The sequence below is a fragment of the Streptantibioticus silvisoli genome, from assembly GCF_027947535.2.
GTDB classification, from domain to species: domain Bacteria; phylum Actinomycetota; class Actinomycetes; order Streptomycetales; family Streptomycetaceae; genus Streptantibioticus_C; species Streptantibioticus_C silvisoli.
In genome coordinates, this window is record NZ_JAAGKO020000003.1 from 39,849 (window position 1) to 63,060 (window position 23,212).

Annotated in this window: 21 protein-coding genes; 4 read left to right on the forward strand and 17 right to left on the reverse strand. The window is 75.3% G+C overall.

Annotation, left to right across the window (positions count from 1 at the left end):
* Nucleotides 1–26: 26 nt before the first annotated feature.
* From POF43_RS03030 to POF43_RS03040, 3 genes are all read right to left on the reverse strand, one after another.
* Nucleotides 27–464, reverse strand: coding sequence for a MarR family winged helix-turn-helix transcriptional regulator (locus POF43_RS03030; protein WP_271325934.1), 438 nt, complete (start codon nt 462–464; stop codon nt 27–29).
* Nucleotides 465–635: 171 nt separating this feature from the next.
* Nucleotides 636–1,892, reverse strand: a complete 1,257-nt coding sequence (locus POF43_RS03035; protein ID WP_271324784.1) for an NAD(P)/FAD-dependent oxidoreductase — start codon at nt 1,890–1,892, stop codon at nt 636–638.
* A gap of 198 nt (nt 1,893–2,090) precedes the next feature.
* Nucleotides 2,091–2,891, reverse strand: a complete 801-nt coding sequence (locus tag POF43_RS03040) for a G1 family glutamic endopeptidase (RefSeq protein ID WP_271317031.1) — start codon at nt 2,889–2,891, stop codon at nt 2,091–2,093.
* 622 nt (nt 2,892–3,513) lie between these two features.
* Here POF43_RS03040 and POF43_RS03045 point away from each other — a divergent pair.
* A complete protein-coding gene (locus POF43_RS03045; RefSeq protein WP_271317032.1) occupies nt 3,514–4,479 on the forward strand; it encodes an SDR family NAD(P)-dependent oxidoreductase in 966 nt (321 codons plus the stop codon).
* A 376-nt stretch (nt 4,480–4,855) separates the two neighbouring features.
* Here the strand turns inward: POF43_RS03045 and POF43_RS03050 are convergent, their stop codons facing one another.
* The 13 genes from POF43_RS03050 to POF43_RS03110 all read right to left on the reverse strand — a co-directional run bounded on the left by POF43_RS03050 (nt 4,856) and on the right by POF43_RS03110 (nt 19,830).
* On the reverse strand, nt 4,856–5,713 hold the full coding sequence (locus POF43_RS03050; RefSeq protein WP_271324783.1) for an HpcH/HpaI aldolase/citrate lyase family protein: 858 nt from the start codon (nt 5,711–5,713) through the stop codon (nt 4,856–4,858).
* Nucleotides 5,710–6,957: a CaiB/BaiF CoA transferase family protein gene (locus POF43_RS03055; RefSeq protein WP_372515792.1), complete on the reverse strand. Its 1,248-nt coding sequence runs from the start codon at nt 6,955–6,957 to the stop codon at nt 5,710–5,712. The genes POF43_RS03050 and POF43_RS03055 overlap by 4 nt, the downstream gene beginning before the upstream one ends.
* 391 nt (nt 6,958–7,348) lie before the next feature.
* Nucleotides 7,349–8,746 carry an ADP-ribosylglycohydrolase family protein gene (locus POF43_RS03060; protein ID WP_271325592.1) on the reverse strand — a complete coding sequence of 466 codons (1,398 nt, stop codon included), beginning with the start codon at nt 8,744–8,746 and terminating at the stop codon, nt 7,349–7,351.
* Entirely contained in the window at nt 8,746–9,897 is a 1,152-nt protein-coding gene (locus tag POF43_RS03065) for an ADP-ribosylglycohydrolase family protein (RefSeq protein ID WP_271318243.1), read from the reverse strand. The genes POF43_RS03060 and POF43_RS03065 overlap by 1 nt, the downstream gene beginning before the upstream one ends.
* On the reverse strand, nt 9,894–11,075 hold the full coding sequence (locus POF43_RS03070) for an ADP-ribosylglycohydrolase family protein (protein ID WP_282698949.1): 1,182 nt from the start codon (nt 11,073–11,075) through the stop codon (nt 9,894–9,896). Before POF43_RS03070 ends, POF43_RS03065 begins: the two co-directional genes overlap by 4 nt.
* Nucleotides 11,072–12,136, reverse strand: coding sequence for an ADP-ribosylglycohydrolase family protein (locus POF43_RS03075; protein WP_271324792.1), 1,065 nt, complete (start codon nt 12,134–12,136; stop codon nt 11,072–11,074). Before POF43_RS03075 ends, POF43_RS03070 begins: the two co-directional genes overlap by 4 nt.
* Before the next feature lie 2 nt (nt 12,137–12,138).
* Entirely contained in the window at nt 12,139–13,422 is a 1,284-nt protein-coding gene (locus POF43_RS03080) for an extracellular solute-binding protein (protein ID WP_271324791.1), read from the reverse strand.
* Nucleotides 13,423–13,518: 96 nt separating this feature from the next.
* Nucleotides 13,519–14,367 carry a carbohydrate ABC transporter permease gene (locus POF43_RS03085; protein WP_271316432.1) on the reverse strand — a complete coding sequence of 283 codons (849 nt, stop codon included), beginning with the start codon at nt 14,365–14,367 and terminating at the stop codon, nt 13,519–13,521.
* A complete protein-coding gene (locus tag POF43_RS03090; protein WP_271324790.1) occupies nt 14,364–15,233 on the reverse strand; it encodes a carbohydrate ABC transporter permease in 870 nt (289 codons plus the stop codon). Before POF43_RS03090 ends, POF43_RS03085 begins: the two co-directional genes overlap by 4 nt.
* A gap of 74 nt (nt 15,234–15,307) precedes the next feature.
* Nucleotides 15,308–16,360, reverse strand: coding sequence for a LacI family DNA-binding transcriptional regulator (locus POF43_RS03095; protein ID WP_271316430.1), 1,053 nt, complete (start codon nt 16,358–16,360; stop codon nt 15,308–15,310).
* A 170-nt stretch (nt 16,361–16,530) separates the two neighbouring features.
* The gene (locus POF43_RS03100) at nt 16,531–17,316 is read right to left on the reverse strand and encodes an alpha/beta hydrolase (RefSeq protein WP_282704387.1); all 786 of its coding nucleotides are present in this window, start codon (nt 17,314–17,316) and stop codon (nt 16,531–16,533) included.
* A gap of 238 nt (nt 17,317–17,554) precedes the next feature.
* Nucleotides 17,555–18,556: a ribokinase gene (locus POF43_RS03105; RefSeq protein ID WP_282704388.1), complete on the reverse strand. Its 1,002-nt coding sequence runs from the start codon at nt 18,554–18,556 to the stop codon at nt 17,555–17,557.
* Nucleotides 18,553–19,830 carry a LacI family DNA-binding transcriptional regulator gene (locus tag POF43_RS03110; protein WP_282704389.1) on the reverse strand — a complete coding sequence of 426 codons (1,278 nt, stop codon included), beginning with the start codon at nt 19,828–19,830 and terminating at the stop codon, nt 18,553–18,555. Before POF43_RS03110 ends, POF43_RS03105 begins: the two co-directional genes overlap by 4 nt.
* A 296-nt stretch (nt 19,831–20,126) precedes the next feature.
* On the opposite strand from POF43_RS03110, the gene POF43_RS03115 reads away from it, so the two are divergent.
* Both POF43_RS03115 and POF43_RS03120 read left to right on the forward strand, forming a co-directional pair.
* Nucleotides 20,127–20,678 (forward strand): sigma-70 family RNA polymerase sigma factor, encoded by a 552-nt coding sequence (locus POF43_RS03115; RefSeq protein WP_271325708.1) that lies wholly within the window; start codon nt 20,127–20,129, stop codon nt 20,676–20,678.
* Entirely contained in the window at nt 20,666–21,340 is a 675-nt protein-coding gene (locus POF43_RS03120; protein WP_271325707.1) for a hypothetical protein, read from the forward strand. The genes POF43_RS03115 and POF43_RS03120 overlap by 13 nt, the downstream gene beginning before the upstream one ends.
* 198 nt (nt 21,341–21,538) lie before the next feature.
* Here POF43_RS03120 and POF43_RS03125 read toward each other — a convergent pair whose 3' ends face one another.
* Nucleotides 21,539–21,853 (reverse strand): hypothetical protein, encoded by a 315-nt coding sequence (locus POF43_RS03125; RefSeq protein WP_271325881.1) that lies wholly within the window; start codon nt 21,851–21,853, stop codon nt 21,539–21,541.
* Nucleotides 21,854–22,030: 177 nt separating this feature from the next.
* Between POF43_RS03125 and POF43_RS03130 the strand changes: the two genes are divergently transcribed.
* The gene (locus tag POF43_RS03130) at nt 22,031–23,014 is read left to right on the forward strand and encodes an aldo/keto reductase (RefSeq protein WP_271325880.1); all 984 of its coding nucleotides are present in this window, start codon (nt 22,031–22,033) and stop codon (nt 23,012–23,014) included.
* Nucleotides 23,015–23,212: the final 198 nt, after the last annotated feature.

Genomic DNA, 23,212 nt, shown 5'->3' on the forward strand with positions numbered 1-23,212 from the left:
TACGTCAGCCCCTCGCCGGCCGGCCCCTACTCCTGCTCGTCGGCGGTGTGGGACGCCAGCTTGTTCAGCAGGTCCGGCACGGTCGCGAGCCGGGCGCGCTCGTCCGGGGTGAGGGCCCGCGCGATCGCCCGCGCCATCCCGTCCCGGCGGGCGCGGCGGTCGCGGTCCAGGGCCTCGCGTCCGGCGTCGGTCAGCGCGACCAGCAGGGCCCGGCGGTCCCCGGGGTCCGGGTGGCGGCCCACGTGGCCGGCGGCCAGCAGCTCCATCACCGTGCGGCTGGCGCTCTGGTGGCGTACGCCGCGGCGTTGCGCGAGCGCGGCGATCGTCATGTCCCCCTCACGCCCGAGCAGTCCGAGCAACGCGGAGTGCGGCGGCGGGAGCGAGTCGGCGTGCGCACGCGTGACGCGCACCAAGCGGCCGATGGACTCCCGCAGGCGCTCGGCCAGGGCATCGTCGTTTCCCATCCGCCGACAATACAGCGCCGCTGTACAGCCGCCACCGGACGCGATCCGGTCCCCGGACGGCGGGCGGGCGTTCGGGGGGCGGCCTTCCGGGGCGAGGCGGGGCGGGGCGGCGAGCGGGACGCCGTCCGCTCCCGTCCTGCCGCGCCGGCGGCAGCCCCCGCGCGCAGAACCTCAGCGGGCGCCCGAGCGGGTCCGGTCGGCCAGGACCTGGCGGGCGGCGCGGGCGCCGGAGGCCAGTGCGCCCTGCACGGAGCCGGTGGCCCGGTGGTCGCCGCAGACGTAACGGCCGGGCGCGGTACGGCAGTCGCGGGTCAGCGGGTGCGGCGGCGGCATGGCGGACAGCGCGCCGCGGACGGTGTAGCGCGCGACCAACTCCCAGCCGTCGGTCGGCGCGTCGTAGAGGCGGGCCAACTCCCGCCGCACGACTGCCTCGTGGGCGTCGTCGTGGGCGCCGAGGAGGGAAGTGGACACCAGGGAGCGGGAGTCGGCGGCGTAGCCGGGCACCACCTGGGTCAGCACGCAGGTGTTGAGCAGGCGGTGTTCGCCGTCCAGCAGCAACGTCGGTTCGCGCAGGGGTGGTTGGGACGCGGCGTGGTAGTAGGTCGTCACGGTGCGGCTGCCGGGTACGTCGAGACCGGGGATCAGGCGGCCGGCGGCGGCCGCGTCGGTGGCGACGACGACGGTGGGCGCGGTGCGTTCGGCGCCGTCGGCCAGCAGCACGCCGTCGTCGGTCAGCGCGGCGACCGGGGACTCCAACATGACGCAGCCGTCCGGGAGTTGAGCGGCCAGCGCCTGGGGAACGGCACCGATGCCCCGGCCGGGCAGGCACAGGGTGCCGCGCAGCATGCTGCGCCACACGAGGTGGAAGACCCGGCTGGAGGTCTCCAGGTCGTCCTCCAGGAACACGCCGGACAGGAACGGGCGCAGCACCGCGTCGACGATGTCCTGCGACAGTCCGGCGGCGGCCAGTTCGGTGGCGGTGGTGCGGTCGGGGCCGCGTTTGATCAGCCGGGCCGGCAGGAACATGTCGCGGGCGCTGAGCACGCCGAGGGCGGCGAGGTCGCGGGCGGAGGCGGCGCGGCCGGGCAGCAGGGCGCCGGCGTCGCGCGGGTGCCGGGTGGGGTCGGCGAACCGGCGCAGGCCGTCCGGGCCGCGTACCAGCAGGCCGGCGGTGAACGGGCGCAGCCGCAGCGCCCGCAGGTCCAGCCGCGACTTCACCTGCGGGTAGGAGGTGTTGAAGACCTGGAAGCCGCGGTCCAGGGTGAAGCCGTCGCGGTGGTCGGTGCGCATCCGGCCGCCGACGCCGTCGGATGCCTCCAGCACCCGGACGGTCAGCCCGCGGGCGGTGAGGTCGTGCGCACAGGCCAGTCCGGCCAGTCCGGCGCCGACCACGAGCACGTCGGTCCGGCTGTCGGTGTCAGCGCTCACGGGGTCGCCGCCTCTCGTTCGCCGCGGTGGGCCGGCGGTGCCGCCGGCACGGGACGGGTCACCCGCCGCCGGGGTGACCCGCGGGGCTCACCCACCGCAGGGTCACCCGCCGGGCAGCCTACGACGCCTCCGCCCCGCGGCCGGGGCGGCGCGCGGGGCGGGCGGCGCGGCCGTATCCGCTGCGCAGGGGTCAGCCGGTCAGCTGGCGTTCTCCCAGGTGACGCCGAAGTCGCCACCGGACAGGGTGCCCGGCGAGGCCATGACGTCACCGCTGTCGCTGTTCTGCATGGTGATCTTCTCGGGCGAGGCGCCGCTGAGGCTGGAGCCGTTGGCGGTCGAGCCGGTGAAGTTGACCGAACCGAAGTTCGACAGGTTGGCGATCGAGCCGCCGACCGAGGTGGCTTCGGCGATGACCTCGGCGGAGCTGTCCTGGTAGCCGGAGGAGCCCGCGTGGGTGGTGGTCTTCGTCCAGCCCTGGGTGCTGTCGGCCAGGGTCATGGTGAAGGTGCCGTCACCGTTGTCGGTCACCGTGGCGGTCAGCTGGTCGCCGGGGGCCACCGTCACCGAGTAGGGGGACTCGGCGGCGGGCAGGACCTCCCACCAGGCGCCGTACTGGGCCTGGCCGCCGATGCAGTCGGCCTCGGTGCCGGTCTGCTCCAGCGCGGAGTTGTTCAGGCCGTCCAGGCCCACCCAGAACGACGAGTAGGTGTCGGACGAGCCGCAGGTGATCGACGGCTGGGTCCACGAGGAGGACACCGAGGTATCGCTGCCCTGGGAACCGCTCGCCGCGTAGCCCGACCAGTTGCCCGAGCTCATGTCGTTCTTCTTGACGTCCGCGCTGTGGCGCAGGTCGTGGCTCTCGGTCCGGGCCACGGAAGCGCTCACCTGGGCGGGGTGAGCGGAGTGCGGGGTGGCGGCGTGGGCCGCCGGCGCCACGAACGCCATCGCGGCCGCACCGGCGACGACGGCGACAATACGAGCAGAACCCTTCTGGGGCATGGGGTGACTCCATACGGTTCGTGGGGGGTGCTGTGGGGGGGTACCGGGCGGCTGCGCGCCGATCCGCCCGGGTCGTACGGGTGGTGCGGTCCAGCTGTGGGGGTGTCCTCCGGAGTGGGCCCGACACCGGGTGACGGACGAAAGCTTGCGCGACAGAACATGAACATGGCAAGGACTTTCCGAACATTCAGGATTGAGCGAATTGGCGTCCAGAGAATGCGCCGACGGTGAGATCGGGACGTTTCGCCGCGAATCACGACCACCAGGGTCGTTGTTCTCATCACCCGCTCTGACCTGCGACAACGCGGGAACGTAATAGCGCTGGGACCGATATGAAACGCGAGGTTCGCCAATTCTCCACAGTTGTGCAGGTGTTGCAACCGAGTGTAGACCCCGGGAAACCGGGTAAGGCAAGGGGTGTGACGTGAACTCGCGGGAAACTGTCGGCGCGTCAATTCCCGAAGTCATTTCCCAAGAGCCGCTGGTTATTGCCGTATTCAGGTCCGCGAAGTGCGGTCGACGGCCGCGCGAACCGCTGTCGCGGCCGGGTCGGCGGGCGTGCGGAAAGCGTTCCGCGTGGCGGAGTTGACCTGGAGCGCGCTCCAATCCGTAGCCTCGCCGCATGACCACGACTCAGCACAGGATTGGCTCCGGCTTCGGCCCCCGCAGCACCGCCGCCGAGGTTCTCGACGGCATCGACCTGACCGGGCGGCTCGCCGTCGTCACCGGCGGATATTCCGGCCTCGGCCTGGAGACCACCCGGGCGCTCGCCGCGGCCGGCGCCCGGGTGGTCGTGCCGGCCCGGCGGCCGGACGTGGCCCGCGCGGCGCTGGCCGGCGTGGACGGCCACGGACGTGTGGAGATCGACGCGCTCGACCTGGGCGACCTCGGCAGCGTCGAGGCGTTCGCCGACCGGTTCCTGGCCTCGGGCCGCGACATCCACCTGATGATCGACAACGCGGCCGTCATGGCCTGCCCGGAGACCCGGCTCGGCCCGGGCTGGGAGGCGCAGTTCGCCACCAACCACCTCGGGCACTTCGCGCTCGTCAACCGGTTGTGGCCGGCCGTCGAGCGCGGCGCGGGCCGCGTGGTGGCGGTCTCCTCCTCCGGCCATCGCATCAGCGCGATCCGCTGGGAGGACCCGCACTTCGAGCACGGCTACGACAAGTGGCAGGCGTACGGCCAGGCCAAGACCGCCAACGCGCTGTTCGCCCTGCACCTGGACTCGCTGGCCGCCGACCGCGGCGTGCGGGCCTTCTCGGTCCACCCCGGCGGCATCCTCACACCGCTCCAGCGGCACCTGTCCCGCCAGGAGCAGGTGGACCGCGGCTGGATCGACGAGGACGGCAAGCAGATCAACGACGCCTTCAAGTCCCCCGAGCAGGGCGCCGCCACCCAGCTGTGGGCGGCGACCTCACCCCGGCTGGACGGTCTGGGCGGCGTCTACTGCGAGGACTGCGACATCGCGGAACCGGTGGTGGAGGAGGGGGCCACGAGCGGCGTCGCGTCCTGGGCCACCGACCCGGCCGAGGCCGCCCGGCTGTGGACGCTGTCGGCGCAGCTGACCGGCGTCAACGCGTTCGCCTGACCGGCACCGCACGGCCGGCCCGCGCACACCGCGCAGCCGACGCACCCCGCACACCGCACCGCCGGCCGACGCACCGCACCGCCGACCCGCGCGCACCGCACCGCCGGCCAGCGCACCACCGCGCCAACCCGCGCACCGCCGCGCCGGCCCACGCACCGCACCGCCGACCCGCGCACACCGCCGCGCCCGGCCCGGGACCACTCCCCCGGCGCCGGGCGCGGCGCGCTTCCGGCGACGCGGCGCCGCTCAAGCGGCAGCCGGCGCGGCTCAAGCGCTCCGGCGCGGCACGGCACCGGCGTGGCTCAAGCGCTCCGGCGCGGCACCGGCACGGCATCGGCACGGCTCAAGCGGCCCGGCGCATACGGTCCGGCGCGGCTCAAGCCGCCACCCGGTCGGCCAGCGCCAGCACCCGGCGGGCGCCCTCGACGACGGCCGCGTCGACGAAACGGCCGTCGGGCAGCGCGAGGGCGCCCTCCACCTCGCGGGCGGCGGCGACCACCTCGGCGGCCCGTTCGATCTCCTGCTCGGTCGGCAGGTAGGCGCGCACGATGGTCCCCAGTTGCCGGGGGTGGATCGCGGTACGGCCCAACAGGCCCAGGGCGCGGCCGCGTTCGCACGACCTGGCCAGTCCGTCGAGGTCGCGTACGTCGGGGTAGACCGACTGGGCGGGCGCGGGCAGTCCGGCCGCGCGGGCGGCGACCACCAGCCGGGAACGGCACCAGTCCAGGCCCGGGTCCGGGGGCACCCCGAGGTCGGCGCCCAGGTCCGCCTCGCCCAGGGCGATCCCGGCGACCCGCGGGTGGGCGGTGGCGACGGCGTAGGCGTTCTCCATGCCGAGCGCCGACTCCAGCAGCGGGTACAGGCCGGCCGGCGGCAGCGTGCCGCGGACCTCGGCGGCGAGCGCGGCGACCTGCCGTACCGCGGCCGGGTCGGCGACCTTGGGCAGCCGCAGGCCGCTCACCCCGGGCAGCGCGGCGACCGCCGTGACGTCGTCGCGCCAGCGCGGTCCGTCGAGCGCGTTGACCCGCACGTGCACCGCCGGGCCGCCGGCCGCGGGTTCGGCGAACAGGTCGCGGACCGCGTCGCGGGCGTAGGACTTGCGGTCGGCGGGGACGGCGTCCTCCAGGTCGACCAGGACCACGTCGCTGCCGGCGTCGAGCGCCTTGGTGACCACGCCGGGCCGGTCGCCGGGGACGTAGAGCCAGGTCAGCCAGGGCTGGGCGGCGGCGTTCACAGCACCCCCCGTTCGCGCAGGCCGGCCAACTCCTCGTCGGCCAGGCCGAGGCCGCCCAGGACGCTGTCGGTGTCGGCGCCGTGCGGGCGTCCCGCCCAGCGGATGCCGCCGGGGGTCCGCGACAGCCGGAAGAGCACGTTCTGCATCTTGACGCTCCCGAGTTCGTCGTCCTTGACCTCGGTGATGCTGCCGAGGGCGGCGTACTGCGGGTCGCGCATGACGTCGGTGACGTCGTAGACGGGCGCGACCGCGGCCTGGGCCGCCTCGAAGGCGGCGACCACCTCCTCGCGGGTGCGCAGCGCGACCCAGGCGCCGACCGCCTCGTCGAGTTCGTCGGCGTGCAGGGCCCGGGTGGCACCGCTGCCGAACCACTCCTGGTCGACGAGTTCGGGCCGGCCGACCAGCCGCATGACGCGTTCGGCGATGTTCTGCGACGAGGTGGAGACCGCGACCCACTTGTCGTCGCTGGTGCGGTAGGTGTTGCGCGGCGCGTTGTTGGCCGAGCGGTTGCCGGTGCGCGGCTGGACGTGGCCCAACTGGTCGTACCACAGCGGTTGCGGGCCCAGGACGGTCAGGATCGGCTCGATGATGGCCATGTCGATGACCTGGCCGGTGCCGGTGCGGTCCCGGCCGGCCAGCGCGGTCATCACCGCGTAGGCCGTGGTGAGCGCGGCGATGGAGTCGGCGAGGCCGAACGGCGGCAGGGTGGGCGGGCCGTCGGGTTCGCCGGTGATGGCCGCGAAGCCGCTCATCGCCTCGGCCAGGGTGCCGAACCCGGGGCGGCGGCTGTACGGGCCGGTCTGGCCGAAGCCGGTCACCCGGGCCAGCACCAGCCCGGGGTTGGCGGCGGACAGCCGGTCGTAGCCGAGGTTCCAGCGCTCCAGGGTGCCGGGGCGGAAGTTCTCGATGACGACGTCGGCGGTCTCCGCGAGCCGGACCAGCAGGTCCTGGCCCTCGGGGGCGGACAGGTCCAGGGTGACGGTGGACTTGTTGCGGCCCAGCAGCTTCCACCACAGGCCGACGCCGTCCTTGCTGGGGCCGTGACCGCGGGAGGGGTCGGGGCGGCGCGGGTGCTCGATCTTGATGACCTCGGCGCCGAAGTCGCCCAGCATGGTGGCGGCCAGCGGTCCGGCGAACAGCGTCGCCAGGTCCAGCACGCGCAGCCCGGCCAGCGGACCACCGCCGGCCGCGGGCTCCTCGGGGCGGTCGGCGGGGCCGGGGGCGCAGGTGGGGTGGGTGCTCACGGTCGCTTGTCCTCGCAGATGCCTGGAACGGTGCGGTCCCGCGCGGCGGACCCGGCCGGGTCCGCGGCGCGGCGGAATCCCGCGGTGCTGGAACGGTCCGCCGCCGCGGTCGGCGGCGGGGGCGGAAGGGCGGATCGGGCCGGGCCGGGGCCCCCGGGGGCGTGCCGTGCGCCGCGCCCGGCCCGGCGGGCGGCGGGCGGTCTTGCGCGGTGGGCGGCTGTCCAACGGTGACCGGCTGCCCCGCGGTGGGCGGCTGTCCAACGGTGACCGGCTGTCCGGCGGCGCGCGGCGGCGTACGTCCCGGATCGGAGGACGAGACGGCACGCGGCGTACGTCCCCCACCGGAGGCCGGATCGGTGGGCGCCCGGCGTGGGGGGACGCGGCGGCGGGGTCACGGGGTGTCCCCGGGCGGGCGTCGCAGCAGGGCCAGGGTGCGGTCGGCCAGCGTGTCGAAGCCGGTGCCGTCGAAGCCGGCCACGCTGCTGGCCAGCCGGTTGCGCAGCGGCGCGGTCCACACCTCCGGCAGGGCGGCGGCGCCGGTGAGCAGGCCGGTGACGGCGCCGACGGTGGCGCCGTTGGAGTCGGTGTCGCAGCCGTCGGCCACCACGCGGGTGACGCTCGCGGTGAAGTCGCCGCGGCCGTGCACCAGGGCGGCGGCGACCAGGGCGGCGTTGGGCAGTACGTGGACCCAGTGCAGGTGGCCGGTCTCCGCCTCGATCCGGTCCACGACGCGTTCCCAGTCGGCCTCCTCGCCGGCCGCGCGCACCGCCGTGCGGACCGCGGCGGCCAGCCGGGAGTCCGGCGGCACCACGCTCAGGCCGGCTTCGACGCACCGGGCGGGGTCGTCCAGGACGACGGCGGCGGCCGACAGCGCGGCGGTGAACATCGCGCCGTACAGCCCGTTGGCGGTGTGGGTGAGCGCGGCGTCGCGCCAGGCGGCGCGGGCGGCGTCGCCGGGCCGGCCGGGGTGGACCCAGCCGAGGACGTCGGCGCGGATCTGCGCGCCGATCCACTCGCGGAACGGGTTGCGGCGGCGGGCGGTCAGCGGTGGTTCGACGCCGTCGAGCAGGTTGCGGTAGGCGACGCGTTCGGCGGTGAAGGTGCGGCCGGCCGGGAGTTCCTCCAGCCAGACCCGCGCGACGTCGGCGGTGGTGAACCCGGTGCCGTGCCGCTCCAGCAGCAGCAGGGCGAGCAGCGGGTAGTTGAGGTCGTCGTCCTCGGGCATCCCGTCGATGTTCTCCACCAGGCTGGTGGGGGCGCTGCGGCGGTTCCACGGCCAGCGGTGCGCGACGCCGGCGGGCAGGCCGACCGCGGTGAAGTAGCCGGACAGCGGCCAGTTGCCGGTGGCCTCGGCGATCTCACGGATGCCGGCCCGCGGGATCTTCTCCACCGGTTTGCCCAGCAGGCAGCCGGCGGCCCGGCCGAGCCAGGCGCCGTGCAGCCGGTCGCGCAGTGCGGCGGGGCCGGGCGGTGCGACGTCCAGCGTCTCGGTCCAGCCGGGGCAGGCGGCCTCGATGGCGGCCAGGGCGTCCGGTTCGGCGGTGGCGCGCGGTGCGGGCAGCGCGTCGAGTTCGTCGAGCAACTCCTGCGCCAGCGCCCGCAGTCCGGCCCCGGCCGGCTGGTCGGAGGCGCCCTTGCGGGCCGGTGCCGCGCTGCCTCCGGCGCGGGTCCAGCGGTCCGCGATCGCGCGGACGGCCGGGCCGTGGCGGCCGTCCTCGGCGGCCTGGCGCAGTTCGTGGCCGACGAGGTCCTCCGGCTGGACCCACGACAGCCGCAGGGCGGCGGACATCAGGCGCCCGCCTGCCCGGTCAGGCCGAGGAAGGCGGTGCGGTGGTCGGCGGTGCGGCGTTCGTCCGCGCTCCAGACGGCGCGGGCGACGGCGGCCATCGTGGTGCCGGGGGCGTCCAGGTCGAGGCGGCTGGCCTCGGCGACCGGTCCGGCCCAGTCGGCGGGCACGGCACCGCGGCCGTGCAGGGCGCCGGCGACCGCGCCGGCCATGGTGGCGATGGAGTCGCAGTCGCGGCCGTAGTTGACCGCGCCGATGACCGCCTGGCGCAGGTCGCCGCCGGTGGCGACCAGCATGCCGAGGGCGACGGGCAGTTCCTCGATGGCGTGCAGCCGGCTGGGGCGGCGGGCGCCCAGGCCGGGCTGCCGGTAGGTGTCGCCGACGGTGTCGTAGGGGCGTACCGCCTCGCGCAGCGCGGGGACGGCCGGCTCCCAGCCGTCGCAGTTCGCGGCGGCCTCGCAGACCGCCTCGATGGCGGCGCGGGTGCCGTCCTTGGCCAGGGCCAGGCAGGCGGCCACCACGGAGGCGGTGTCCGCGCCGGGCACGCAGGCGGCGGCGACGGCGGCGGCGAAGACGGCGGCGGCCTCGCGGCCGTAGGAGGACTGGTGGGCGCCGGCGATCTCGACGGCCTCGGCGTACGCGGCGCGCGCGTTGCCGGCGTTGGCCAGGCCGACGGGCGCCATGTACATCGCGGCACCGCAGTTGACGATGTTGCCGACGCCGGCCTCGCGCGGGTCGACGTGGCCGTAGTGCAGGCGGGCGACGATCCACTTCTCGGCGAGGAAGATGCGTTGCAGCGGCAGTGCCTCGGCCTCCAGTTCCGGGATCCAGCGCGGGGTGGTCATCAGCTCGGGCACGAAGTGCTCGGCGACGTGGTAGGCGTCGAGGTGGTCGCGGACGGTGTCGTAGACGCGGACCAGGGCGTGCGTCATCAACGTGTCGTCGGTGACGTGCCCGTCGCCCTTGTGGTACGGCGCGATGGGCCGGGCGGTGCGCCAGTCGTCGTAGTAGGGCGGGACGGGGCCGGTGACGGGGCCGTTCCAGCGCTCGCGGATCTGTTCGGGGGTCCAGCCCTCGGCAGGGCCGCCCAGGGCGTCACCGACCGCCGCTCCGACCAGGCAGCCGCGGGCGCGATCCTCCAAAGGCGTGGTCATGCTGAGTCCAATCTGGCGTTGCGGGGTCCGCAGGGCGGGTGGGGGGCGAGGGCGGCCAGCCGGGCGGCGGTGGCCGCCAGGTCGTGCCCTTCGAGGTCGGGGTGGGCGCAGCCGAGCAGGGTGGCGCAGGTCCGGGCCCAGGGGTCGGGCAGGGTGTCGATGCCGCCGACGGCGCCGGTGAGGGCACCGGTCAGCGAGGGCGCGGAGTCGGCGATCCGCGACAGGCAGGCGGCCGCCGGGACGGCCGCGGTCAGGTCGCCGCCGGACGCCCAGGTCAGGGCGAGGGCGACGGGGACGGTCTCGGCGGCGGCGACGCCGTAGCTGTAGACGTGGTCGATGATGCGGGGTTCGAGCAGGGGGACGGCGGTGAACGCGGCGCGGTGGCCGGGTCCGCCGCTGCGGGCGACGGCGTCGCGGGCGATGTCGAGGGCGGCGGCGGCGTTGCGGCCGATCTCGGTGTCGGGGGGCAGTTGGCGCACCGCGGCGCGTACGGCCTGGTGGGTGCCGGCGCCGCCGAGGGCCGCGGCGACGGCGGCGGCGACGGCCCGGGCGCCATGCACCCCGTCGCCGTCCTGGGTGTAGCGGGCGTCGACGGCGGCCAGGTCGGCGGCGCGTTCGGGTTCGCCGGGGCGCAGGGCGGCGAGCACGACGGCGCGCGGGCAGGCGGCGTCGTCGAAGTAGTGCGGGTTGTCGTGGCCGGTGACCGGCGGGCGCAGTCCGGCGGCGAGGTTGGCCAGCGCGGCCCGCACCGAGATGCGGGCCCGCAGTCTGCGGTGGGCGGGCACCGGGTCGGCATCGTCGGCCCGGTCGGCCAGCGCCAGCCAGGCGGTGCGCAGCGCGGCGGCGATCGCCTCGTCGCCGGTGCCGTCGGCGGCCAGGACGGCCAGCGCGGTCCAGGCGGCCCACTCCGCGTCGTCGGACGGCCCGAGGGCCAGCGGCGCGGGTGAGACGTTCAGGGCCAGCGGCACCGGCAGCGCGGTGGTGCCCTCCAGTTCGGCGAACCGGTCGAGTTCGCCGGCCAGCCGCCGGGTCCACGGCGGCAGGACGGCGGACCGGTGCCGGGCGGCGGGCCAGCCGGCCGCGTCGCCGGCGGCCAGGCCCAGCACGGCGCCGGCGATGCGGCGGGCGGTCTCGTCGCGGCCGCCGGGCAGGACGGCCAGGGCGGGGTCGGTGGTCATCGGGCGCTCCTGTCCGCGACGCGGTCGGTGGCGGGCCGGGCGGCCACCAGGGCGTCGGCGACGTCGAGGATGTGCCGGCCCTTGACCCAGGCCAGGCAGCTGCCGGAGACCGGGCCGATGGCGGCGGCCCAGGCGGCGGGGATGCCGGCGGTGCCGGCCAGGGCGCCGGCCACCGCGCCGGCGACGGCGGCGGTGGTGTCGGCGTCGCGGCCCATGTTGACGGCCGTCAGCACGGTGGGGCGGAACCGCCCGTCGCAGGCGGCCAGTGCGCCGAAGGCCAGGCCGACGGCTTCGGGGGCCAGGTCGGTCCACGGGTAGCCGCGGACCACGGCGGCCCGCAGCACGGCGCGTTCGACCTCCTCGCGGCCGCGGGCGGTGCCGGTGTCGGCGGTGCGGCGGGCCTCGCGGACCGCGGTGACGGTACGGGCGAGGGTGCGGGCGGTCCAGGAGTCGGCGGGGACCGCGGCGAGGGCGGCGGCCACGCAGGCGTCGAGGTCGCCGCCGGCCACCGCGACGGCGACGGCCGCGGCGACCGCCCGGCCGCCGTGGATGCCCTCCCCGTCGTGGCTGACGCTGCCGTCGATCGCGATGAGGCGGGCGGCCTCGGCGGGGTCGCCGGCCGCGAAGACGCCGAACGGCGCGGCCCGCATGGCCAGTCCGTCGCTCCAGGCGTGCCGGTGCTGGGCGGACTGCGGGGCGGTCAGGCCCCGGCGCAGGTTCTCCACGGTGCCGCGTTCGCTGAATCCGGCGCCGCGGAAGGGTCCTTCGGCGCCGTCGGCGATCCGGGTGCGCCAGGCCGCCTCGACGTGCGCGGGGGTCAGGGCGTGGCCGTGCTGGGCGAGCAGCAGGGCGGAGAAGATCGTGTACTCGGTGTCGTCGGTTCCGGCGGGCGCGTCGAGCACGAAGTCCTCGACGCGCCCCCAGCGGGCCCGGATCTCCTCGGGGGTGAGGTTCTCCGCCGGGGCCCCCAGGGCGTCGCCGACGGCGAGGCCGAGCAGGGCTCCGCGGGCCCGGTCGTGCGGTGCGGTCCCCGGCGGGGCCGGGGTGGTGCTGGAGTTCATGATCAGCGGTTCTGCGCCAGCACGTCGTTGCCGTCCTTGACCAGTTTGGCGGTCAGCTGGGCGAGGGTGATCCTGCCGCTGTAGTACTCCTGGAAGGCGGGCGTGGCGATCTTGTTCTCCCACTCGGGGTAGCCGTTGAAGGCCTGGGCGGGTTCGGCGACCAGGTTCTTCTGCATGCCGGTGCCGGTGTTCCAGCCGTCGGTGGCGGTGTTGAGCGCCGGGGCCTTGGCGGCCTGGGTGCTGGTCGGCAGCATCCAGTCGCCCTGGGCCAGTTGCACCTGGTGGGCCGGGTCGAGCAGGAACGCCAGGAACTGCATGGCCTGCGACTGGTTGGGGCTGGTGGCGGAGACCGACAGGGTCTGCGGGCTCACGCCCTGGTCGGCGCTGGTGCCGACCGGGGAGGGCAGCGCGACCCAGTCGAAGCCCTTGGGCGCCTGCTGGGCGACCTGCTGGCGGTAGGACATGCCCAGCGGGACCATGGCGTACTTGCCGGCGAAGAAGCCGGGCAGCGCGTCGGAGCCGCTCATGCCGAGTGCCTGGGGGGCGGCGGTGTGGTCGACGTTGACCTCGTCGTGGATCTGCCGGGGGACCGCCTGCTCGGCCGCGCCGAACTTGACGACCGCGTTCTTGCCGTCCTGGTACAGGTAGTGGCCGTTGTAGCCCATGGACAGGTTGAGGGTGGCGCTGACCGGTTCCTTCATGGCCCAGGCCACGCCGTAGGTGGAGCCGTGGGTGAGCTTCTTGGCGTCGGCGTCGAACTGCGCCCAGGTCCACGGCTTGGCGGCGGTGGGCAGGGCGATGCCGGCCTTCTTCAGCAAGGTGGCGTTGGCCATCACCATGCGCGGCTCCTGGAGGAACGGGATGCCGTAGACGCCCTTGCCGAAGGTGGTCGTGCCCCAGGACCGGGCCGGGATGTCGTCGCGCAGGGCGGCGGGGACCTTGCCCTGGATGTTCTCCAGGTAGCCCTGCTGGGCGAAGCCGACGATGTCGTCGGCGGCGTCGGCGATGATGTCGGGCGCGTCGCCGCCCTCGAAGGAGGTGACGAGCTGGTCGTGGATGTTGTCCCAGTTGCCCTGGACGTACTGGACCTGGATCTTGGGGTGGGACTTGTTCCACTCGGCGACCAGTGCCTTGTTGGCCTTGACGGAGTCCGTCTGCCAGGCGAGGGATTCGTACTTCAGGTGGATCACGCCGTTGGAGGCGTGCGACGAGCCGCCGCCGCAGCCGGTGAGGACTGAGGCACCGAGCGCGGCGATGGCCACTGCGGTGAGGGTGGTGCGGCGCATGACCGGTTCTCCTGTGGGGTGGTGCGAGGCGGTACGGCCTCGTGGTGCGGGTAAGGGGTTGCTGCGTTTCGGGGCCGGGCGGGCCGGCGGGGCGGGTCAGCCCTTGACGGCGCCGCCGAGCAGGCCGGAGGTGAGTCTGCGCTGGATGAGGGCGAAGAACAGCAGGCTGGGGAGGGTGGCCAGCACCGCCGCCGCGGCGAGCGGGCCGAGGCTGGCCACGCCGTCGGCGCCGATGAAGCGGATCAGGATCAGCGGCAGGGTCATCTTGTCGGGCGTCTTCAGCAGCACCAGGGCGAAGAAGAACTCGTTCCAGGAGTTGATGAAGGCGAACAGCGTGGTGGCGACCACGCCGGGGGCCAGCAGCGGGAAGACGACGGACACCAGGGTCCGCAGCCGTCCGGCGCCGTCAACCGCGGCGGCCTCCTCCAGCACCGGCGGCACCGCCTGGACGTAGCTGCGCAGCATCCACAGGGCGAACGGCATGTTCCACACGACGTAGACCAGCACCAGGCCGACCAGGGAGTTGATCAGCTGGAACTGCTTGAGGACCAGGAAGAGCGGGATGACGATGAGGATGAACGGGAAGATCTGGCTGAGCAGGACCCAGCCGAGGGTGCCCCGGCTGACGGCGTTGCGGTGCCGGGCCAGCACGTAGGCGGCCGGGGCGGCGAGGACCACGGTGATCAGCGACGCGCAGACAGCGACCACGAGGCTGTTGCCGGCGCCGTGCAGGATCGGCTGGAGGTCGAAGGCGTCGGAGAAGTTGCGCAGGGTCGGCGAGCGCGGGATCCAGTGCGGGTGGATCTGCGCGATCTCCCGCGGTCCCTTGAACGCGGTGGAGATCAGCCAGCCGAGCGGGAAGACCAGGAAGACCAGGTAGCCGAGCAGGGCGAGGTACTGCAGGCCGCGGACGGCGGGGCGGGTGCGGGTGTGGGGGGAACTCATGACCGCTCCCCCCGGCTCTGGGCCCGCATGTACACCACGAGCAGGACGGCGATGACGACGACCATGACGTCGCCCAGCGCGGCCGCGTAGCCGAAGTGGCCGTAGCGGAACGCCTCCATGTAGGCGAAGAGCATGGGCAGTTGGGTCTTGCCGCCGGGTCCGCCGGCGGTCAGTACGTAGACCAGGCCGAACTCGTTGAAGTTCCAGATGAAGTTCAGCGTGGTGATGGAGACGACCACCGGCTTGATGGCCGGCCAGCTCACCACCCGGAACCGGGCCCAGGCGCCGGCGCCGTCGAGGGCGGCGGCCTCGCCGAGTTCGCCGGGCACGCCCTGGAGGGCGGCGAGCAGCGTGACGGTGGTCTGCGGCATCCCGGTCCACACCCCGACCACGATGACGGCGGGCAGCGCGATGGCGAAGCCGGACAGCCAGTCGACGTTGTGGTGCAGCACGCCGACGCTCTGCAGCGTCTGGTTCAGGATGCCGGCGTCCGGGTGGTAGACCAGCCGCCACATGATGCCGATGACCACCGGCGGCATGGCCCACGGCACCAGGGCCAGCACCCGGGCCAGGCCGCGGAAGCGCAGGCCCTCGACGTTGAGCAGCAGCGCCAGGCCCAGGGACAGGACGAACTGCAGCACGGTGACGGACACCGCCCAGACCAGTCCGATCTTGAACGAGCTCCAGAACAGGTCGTCGTGGACGAGTTCCTTGAAGTTGGCCAGGCCGATGAAGTCGGTGGGCACGTACAGCCCGGCGCGCGCGTCGGTGAAGCCGAGGTAGACGCCGTAGATCAGCGGGCCCAGGCTCAGCACCACGATGGGTATCAGCGCGGGCAGCAGCAGTACCCATACGTCCGGTGTCATCCGGCCACCTGACCGCCCGCGGCGGTGGGGCGGGCGCCCGGCCGCCGGGGCGGTCGGCGCTTGGGCTACGGCGCTCACGACATCTCCTTGTGCGTAGCCGTGGTTCCCGCGGTGCTGCCGCAGGAGCCACGGACGACCAGCCGCGGCTGGACCGCGAGCCGGCTGACCGGGGGCCGGCCGGAGGCGTCCAGCCGGGCGATCAGGAGTTCGGCGGCCAGCCGGCCGCGCTCCTGGGATCCGAGGTCCACGCTGGTCAGCGGGGGCCAGCAGGCCTCGGCGAGATCGGTGTTGTCCACGCCCACCACGGCCACGTCCGCCGGCACGTCGCGGCCGGTGCCGCGCAACGCGCGCAGCGCGCCGACCGCGATCAGGTCGTTGGCGCAGAACAGCGCGTCCACGCCGGGCACCCGTGCCAGCAGGTCGCGGGCGGCCGCCTCACCGGAGACGGCGTCGAACCGGCCGAACGACGTCAGGGCGGGGTCGTGGGGCAGGCCGCAGACCTCCAGCCCCCGTTCGTACCCGCGGTGCCGGGCGGCGCCGGGCACGGTGTCGGCGGGACCGTTGAGCAAACCGATCCGGCGGCGGCCGGCCGCAACGAGGTGGCGCACGGCGAGTTCGGCGCCGGTGACCGAGTCGGCCCGGACGCTGTCGACCGGCACCTCTTCCGGTACCGATCCGATGACGACCACCGGGGCGGCGGACCGGGCGAGCTCCTCCAGGTGGGCCGGGGTGACCCGGATCGGGCAGAGGATGAGCCCGTCGGAGTGCCGGTCGGCCAGGGCGCGCAGCGCGGCGAGCTCCTCGGCCGGGTCGGCGCCGGTGGAGTGCAGCAGCAGCCGGTATCCGGCGGCGCGCACGACCTGCTGGATCCGGCGGACCATCGCGATGTAGACGGGGTTGCCGATGTCCGGCATCGCGAAGGTGACCTGGCGGGACTGGCCGCCGCGCAGCGAGCGGGCCATCGCGTTGGGCACGTAGCCCAGTTCGGTGGCCGCGGCCCGCACCCGGGCGACGGTATCGGGCCGGCCGCCCAGGCCGCGCAGCACCCGGGAGACGGACGCGGTGGACACTCCCGCGTGGCGCGCGATCGTCTCGATCGTGGGCGCCGTTCCAGGCCGTGAGTGCACGTCCGCCTCCGACAAAATGGGACAGTAATCGATTACAGCAACCTCGTTCGCGTAACTGCAAACGATTACAGTGGGATGCGGCCAGCGTGGCCGCCCGCCGCCGGGGCTGTCAACAGAAGTTAAGGATTTGTTTCCTGAGCCGCCTTCAGGCCGGCGGGCGTTCGTCCGCTTTAGTCACTATTCTTCATCGGGGGCGAATCACCGCATCCGGTACGCCACAGCCACGGCCAGGCCCAGTCGCAACCGGGCCGCCACACCGTCCAGTCGTGGCCGCCGGGCAGCACCCGCAGACCGCTGTCGGCACCGCGGTCGGCCAGCGCCCGGTGCAGCGCCCGCGCCTCGCGCAGCCCCGGCACTTCGGCGTCGCCCACCGCGACCGCCACCCGCAGCGGCCACCGCCGGTCCCGGGCGGCGATCAGCACGGCGTGGTTGACCCGCCGCCAGCGCGCCTCGTCGAACGCGGTGGTGGCGTCTCCGAACGCCCCGAAGACGCGGATGTTCGACCCGGGCGGTGGCAGCGCCTCGTATACGGCCGGGCTCAGCGCCAGCACCCGGGAGAACGCCCGCGGGCGCAGCAAGGCCAGCCGCAGCGCGCCGGCCGCGCCCATCGACCAGCCGCCGACCGCCCGTGTCCGCCGGTCGGCGCGGACCGGCAGCGCCGCCTCCAGGGCGGGCAGCACGTCGTCGAGCAGCGCGGTGGCGACCGGCCGGCCGCGCGGATGGACGGAGTCGGCGTACCAGCCGGCCCGGTCGCTCCACGGGGCGTCGATCCCGGTCACGACGTGCGGCGGCACCCGCCCGGCGGCCTCCGCCGCCCGGATCCGCTCCAGCAGCCGCAGGGTGTGCGCGTAGCCGCTGCCCCGGCCGTGCAGCAGGTGCAGCACGGGGTAACCGCTGTCCGCGTCGGCCGGGGCGTCGGGAACGGACGCCCAGCAGGCGACGCGTTCACCGAGCACGGGCGAGGCGACGGTGAGGGGGTGGGCGGTGCCGGGGGGCGGTGGAGCCGGCGGCGGCGGGGAGCCGGGAGGCGCGGAGCCGGACCGGGACGTGGCCGATGGCGGAGTGGCGGGTGGCGACGTACCCGGGTTCGGGGTACCGGGGAGTGGCGAGCCGGACCGGGACGTGCCCGGCGGCGGGGTGCCCGACGGCGGAGTGGCGGGGGGCGGGAAGTCCGGCGGTGGGGAGTCCCGCATGTCAGTCGGTGGTGGGCAGGCCGGCCAGCCGCGTCAGCGTGGCGAGGTCCACCATGCCTTCGCGGGCGCCCTCGTGCTCGGTGGAGGCGGACGCGGCGGCGACCGCGACGCGGGCGGCCTCGACCAGTTCGGTGTCGCGGGCCAGGCACCAGGCGAGGGTGCCGTTGAAGGCGTCGCCGGCGCCGGTGGTGTCGCGGACGGCGACCCGGGGCGCGGCGACCCGGTCGGCGCCGTCCTCCCGGTGGCCGGCGACCAGGGCCCCGTCGCCGCCGAGGGTGGCCACGACGGTGCCGCGCAGGTCGGCGGCGAGCCGGCGGGCGCCGATCCCGGGGGCGTCGGCGGAACCGCCGGTGAGGGCGGCGAGTTCGTGGGCGTTGGGGGTGAACAGGCAACCGTCCGGCCACCTCCCGGTCAGCCGTGCGGTGGCCGGCGCCGGGTTGACGATCACCTGCCAGCCGGCGTCGGCGGCCAGCCGGGCGGCGGCCCGGACCTCGTCGAGCGGCACCTCGAAGCAGGCGACCAGCACGCCGGGTTCCCGTTCGGCCAGCACCGGCGCCAACTGGGCCGCGCGGACGGTGGCGTTGGCGCCCGGGGCGACGGTGATGGCGTTGTCGCCGGCGTCCTCGACGATGACGACGGCGGTCCCGGTCGGGGTGCCCGGCACCACGGCGACGTGACGGCGGTCGACCCCGTCCGCGTCGAGCGCGGCGAGCGCCTCGCGGCCGGTGACGTCGTCGCCCACCGCGCCGACGAACAGCACCGGTCCGCCGCCGAGCCGGGCCGCGGCCACCGCCTGGTTGGCGCCCTTGCCGCCCCAGCGGCTGGTGAGTTCGGCACCGCCGACCGTCTCACCGGGGCGGGCGATGCGCTCGGCGGCCAGCCGGATGTCGCGATTGAGCGAGCCGAAGACGACGACGGGCCGGGGGGTGTCGGACCGGCTGGCGGGGGGCCGGGGAGCGGCGGGCCGGGCGGGCGGCTCGGGTGGCGTTTCACCGGTGTTCATGGCGTGCGGGTTCCTTCCGGGGGCGGCGCGCAGGAGGCGCGGACGACGAGTTCGGTGGGGAGGCTGACGAGGACGGGCGCGGCGGGGTGCGGCAGGTCCGCGTCCGGCTCGGCGGGGTGCGGTGCGGGGGCGTTCCGTACGTCGGAGTGCGGCGCGGAGGGGTCTGCGGCGCGGGTGGAGGACCCGGCGACGGTGGAGTCCCGCGCGCCGGCGGAATCCGAGGCACCGGCGGAGTCTGCGGCGCCGGTGGAGTCCCGCGCGCCGGTGGAGCCCCGCGCGCCGGCGGAGTCCCGCGCACCGACGGAGTCCCCGGCACCGGCGCAGTCGTCCGCGCCGGCGGGGGCCGGGAACCCCGCGGGGTCCGGCGGGCGGGGGCCGAGCAGGAACTCCATGGCCCGGGCGGCGATCCGGCGGACCGGCTGGCGGACGGTGGTCAGGGCCGGGCTGGTCAGCGCGGACAGCGCGATGGCGTCGAAACCGCAGACCGAGATGTCGTCGGGGACGCGCAGACCGCGGTTCAGGCAGGCGTGCAGGACGCCGATGGCCTGCTGGTCGCTGCCGGCCAGGATCGCGGTCGGCGGGCGGTCGAGGTCGAGCAGTTCGCGGGCGGCACGCTGGCCGGTCGCGTAGTCGAAGGGGCCGCGTACGACCGGGCCGTGGCCCTCGGGGGTGCCGCCGGTCAGGGCGAGGTAGCCGGCCAGCCGCTCGTCGGCGGCGTGCACGCCCGGCGGTCCGGCGAGACAGGCGATGCGCCGGTGGCCCAGGCCCATCAGGTAGGCGGTCGCCGCGCTGGCGCCCTGGCGGTTGTCGCTGACGACGGTCGGCGCCGCACCGCCCGGGAGCCGGCGGTCGCAGACCACGAGCGGCACGTCGCCGGTCGCCGGCAGGGCGGTGGTACCGGCGGTGGGGACCACGACGATGCCGCTGGGGCGGTGGTCGAGCGCGGAGAGCAGCGCGTCGTACTCGGTGGCGGGCGACTCCATCGAGTTGCGCAGCACCAGCTGGTATCCGCGGGCGGCGCAGTCGAGTTCGAGTTCCCTGGCGAGTTCGGCGAAGAAGGGGTTGGTGATGTCGGGCACCACCAGCGTCACCAGCCGGCTGCGGCGGGCCCGCAGGCCCTGCGCCAGCGGGTCGGGCCGGTAGCCCAGTTCGCGGGCGGCCGTCCGGACCCGTTCGCGGATCTCCGGCCGCACGCCGGGATGCCCGTTGACCACGCGGGACGCGGACCCCATGGAGACGCCCGCCCGCGCCGCGACATCGCTGAGCCGGACCACGTACCACCCCGGTGAATCGATTCCAGAACGGGGTCATCCTGCGGCGCCCGACCGCGACTGTCAAGGTCACACCCGTGCGGACCTGCGGGTTCATCGAGCACCGGGTGGCGGGCGCGGCAGCAGGCGCACGGGACCGGCTGGAACCGATTCACCGGTGACGTCAGGGGTCCGGGGCGCGGCGCGGCGGGTCCGGTGACGGCCGCGCCGAATTGTTCGCCGCCACGTTCAACGTTTCGCCGGCGCGTTACGTATTCACCTGCGGGACGCGGATCGACAGGTCGAGGGTGGGGAACGGGATGTGGCAGACGCGGCGCTCCGCGGCACCGGCCCGGGGGTGCGGGGAGTCGCTGCGCACCCCGCAGGATGTCCGGGACGCCTACGAGCGGTACGGCGGCGAGTTGTTCGGTTTCGTGTTGAAGACGCTGGACGACCGGTGGCTGGCGGAGGACGTCGTGCAGGAGACGTTCGTCCGCGCCTGGCGGACCGGCCGGCGCCCCGCCCCGGCCCGCGGCACGCTGCGTTCCTGGCTGTTCGCCATCGCCCGCGACGCGATGGCGGACGCCGCCGGCCACCGCGGGACCGGGCCGGCGTCCGGGGGCCCGCGGGCGCGACGCACCGGTGGCGCCGACCCGTTCGACCGGCTGCTGTCGAACATCCAGCTGGACGAGGCGCTGCGGCGGCTGAGCCCGGAGCACCGCAGGACGGTGGTGGAGGTCTACTACAACGGACGCACCGGCGCGGACCTCGCGCGCCGCCTCGGGGTACCCGCGTCCGCGGTGCGCGGCCGGCTGTACTACGGGGTCCGGGCGCTGCGGCTGGTGCTGGAGGAGAACGGATGGCTGGCCTGACCGGCGGCCCGCCCTGCCACCCGGTGCGGCTGGAGGCGACCGAGTACCTGATGCTGCGGCTGCCGCTGCCGGAGCGGCTGGTACGGCACCTGGCCTGCTGCGCGGAGTGCGCGGCCGACATCGAGGGCACCGAGCAGGTCCTGCGGACGTTCCGGTACGCGGAGTACGTGCCGCCGGGCGCCGCAGGACCACGCCCGGCGCCCAGTGCGGGCCTGGGCGACCTCGTGGTGCGCCGGGTCCGGGGCGCCCGGTCGGCGCGGCGGTGCGCGGTGCTGCTCGCGGCGGCGCTGACGGCGGCGGGCTTCCTGGGCACCGGCGCGCTGGTGCTGCGGGCTCACGGCGCCGGGCCGCCCGCACCGGGGGCCGCGCCGCGGGTGACGCTGACCCGGACCGGGCCGCCGGTGGCCGAACCGTGGGGCACCCGGGTCCCGGTGGCCCTGTCCGGGCTGCTGCCGGGCCGCACGTATCACGTCGTGACGCGCGACGCGGCCGGCCACCGCACCCCGGCCGGCAGCGTGTGCGTCGCCCGTTCCGGCACCGGCGCGGTACGGATCGAACTGGTCAGCGCGATGAGCCGCGACGCGATCGTCACCCTGATCGTCGACGACGCGAAGGGCCACGAGGTCGCCGAGACGGGGGTCCCGCCGGAGGTCGGGGGGTGAGTTGAGGGGGGCGGGGCGGGCGGTGCGGGGCGGACGCGACCGTGAACCGCACACGGCCGTGATCGTCCACGACACCACCGGCGAGGCCGCCGGACCGACCGCATCCTCGTCCGGCTCGACGCCGGTCCGGATGGGCTTCGGCCACGGGCCGCCCGGAAACGGTGACGGACCGGCAGGCGCCTCGTGGGTCCCGCGGGGTCATGACGGCCGGGCGGCGATCCGCCGGCGGGCGGCCTCCCAGACCTCCTCGAACTCGTCGCGGGTCAGCGGCTGCGGATCGTGGCCTTCCCACTCGGGGACGGGCAGTTCCGCGGTGAGCCCGAACCTGTTGTCGTAGTCGCCGAGGCGGCCTGCGGCGCAGGCCCGCTGCCATTCCACGAGAGAGGCCGCCGCGATCGGGGTCAGCCCAGGTCCTTCGAGTTCGCTCTGCCGGGTCACCCGGCCTTCGGTGTCGACCTCGAAGAGGAACCAGACGTCTTCCTCGCCCCAGTGGCACCGCATCCATGGCGTCACGTGACCATGATGAGGCCGAATTCCAGGGTGGCCGATCCAGGGGGCCCTGCGCCGGAAAGGGAGAACGCTCCGGCCGGGGAGTCTCACCGGCGGTACCCATCCCGCCGTGCTGCCGTCGCGGCCGAAGGCGGGTGGTGGTGACGCGGCGGTGTGGTTGAACGCCGTACGATTCGGGGCATGGAACAGCGAGTACTGGGCAGGACGGGCCGTGCGGTGTCCGTCGTCGGGCTGGGGACGTGGCAGCTGGGCGCCGACTGGGGGCAGGTCGACGAGCGCGACGCCCTCGCGGTGCTGGACGCGGCCGTCGAGGAGGGGGTGACGTTCTTCGACACCGCGGATGTGTACGGCGACGGGCGCAGCGAGCGGCTGATCGGGCGCCACCTCGCGGAGCGGCCGGACTCCGGTGTGTTCACCGCGACGAAGATGGGCCGCCGGGCCGACCAGGTGCCGGAGAACTACAACCTGGCCAACTTCCGCGCCTGGAACGACCGTTCGCGGTCCAACCTGGGCGTGGACCGGCTGGACCTGGTGCAACTGCACTGCCCGCCGACCCTGGTGTACTCCCGCGACGCGGTCTTCGACGCGCTGGACACGCTGGTGGCCGAGGACCGGATCGCCGCGTACGGCGTGAGCGTGGAGACGTGCGCCGAGGCGCTCACCGCGATCGCCAGGCCCGGGGTGGCCAGCGTGCAGATCATCCTCAACCCGTTCCGGCTCAAGCCGCTGGAGCACGTGCTGCCGGCCGCGGCGGAGGCGGGCGTCGGGATCATCGCACGCGTACCGCTGGCCTCCGGGCTGCTGACCGGCAAGTACACCGGGTCGACGGTCTTCCCCGCCGACGACCACCGCTCCTACAACCGTGCCGGCGAGGCGTTCGACCAGGGCGAGACGTTCTCGGGCGTCGAGTACACCGAGGGCCTGGCGGCGGCCCGGGAGTTCGCCGCGCTGGCCCCGCACGGCGCGACACCGGCCGGGACGGCGCTGCGGTGGATCATGCAGCAACCCGGCGTCACCAGCGTCATCCCCGGCGCGCGGTCGGTCACCCAGGCCCGGGGCAACGCCGCCGCGGCCGCGCTTGCGCCGCTGGGCCCGGAGACGCTGAAGGCGATCGCCGACCTGTACGACCGCAGGATTCGCGGCCAGGTCCACCACCGCTGGTAGCGGGGGCGTCCTGCGCCGGGGGCGGTGGGCGGCGGACCGCGGTGGCCGGTCTCCCGGCGGGGGCGATGGCGGTGCCGGCGGGCGGGGTCGCGGTCCCGGCCGCTGCGGCGTTCCGCGGGCGCGGGCCGAACCGGAAGGCGTCACGCGGTCCTGGCTCCGGCGCCGCCCCGGTCCGGTACGTCGCCGGTCCTGCCGCGG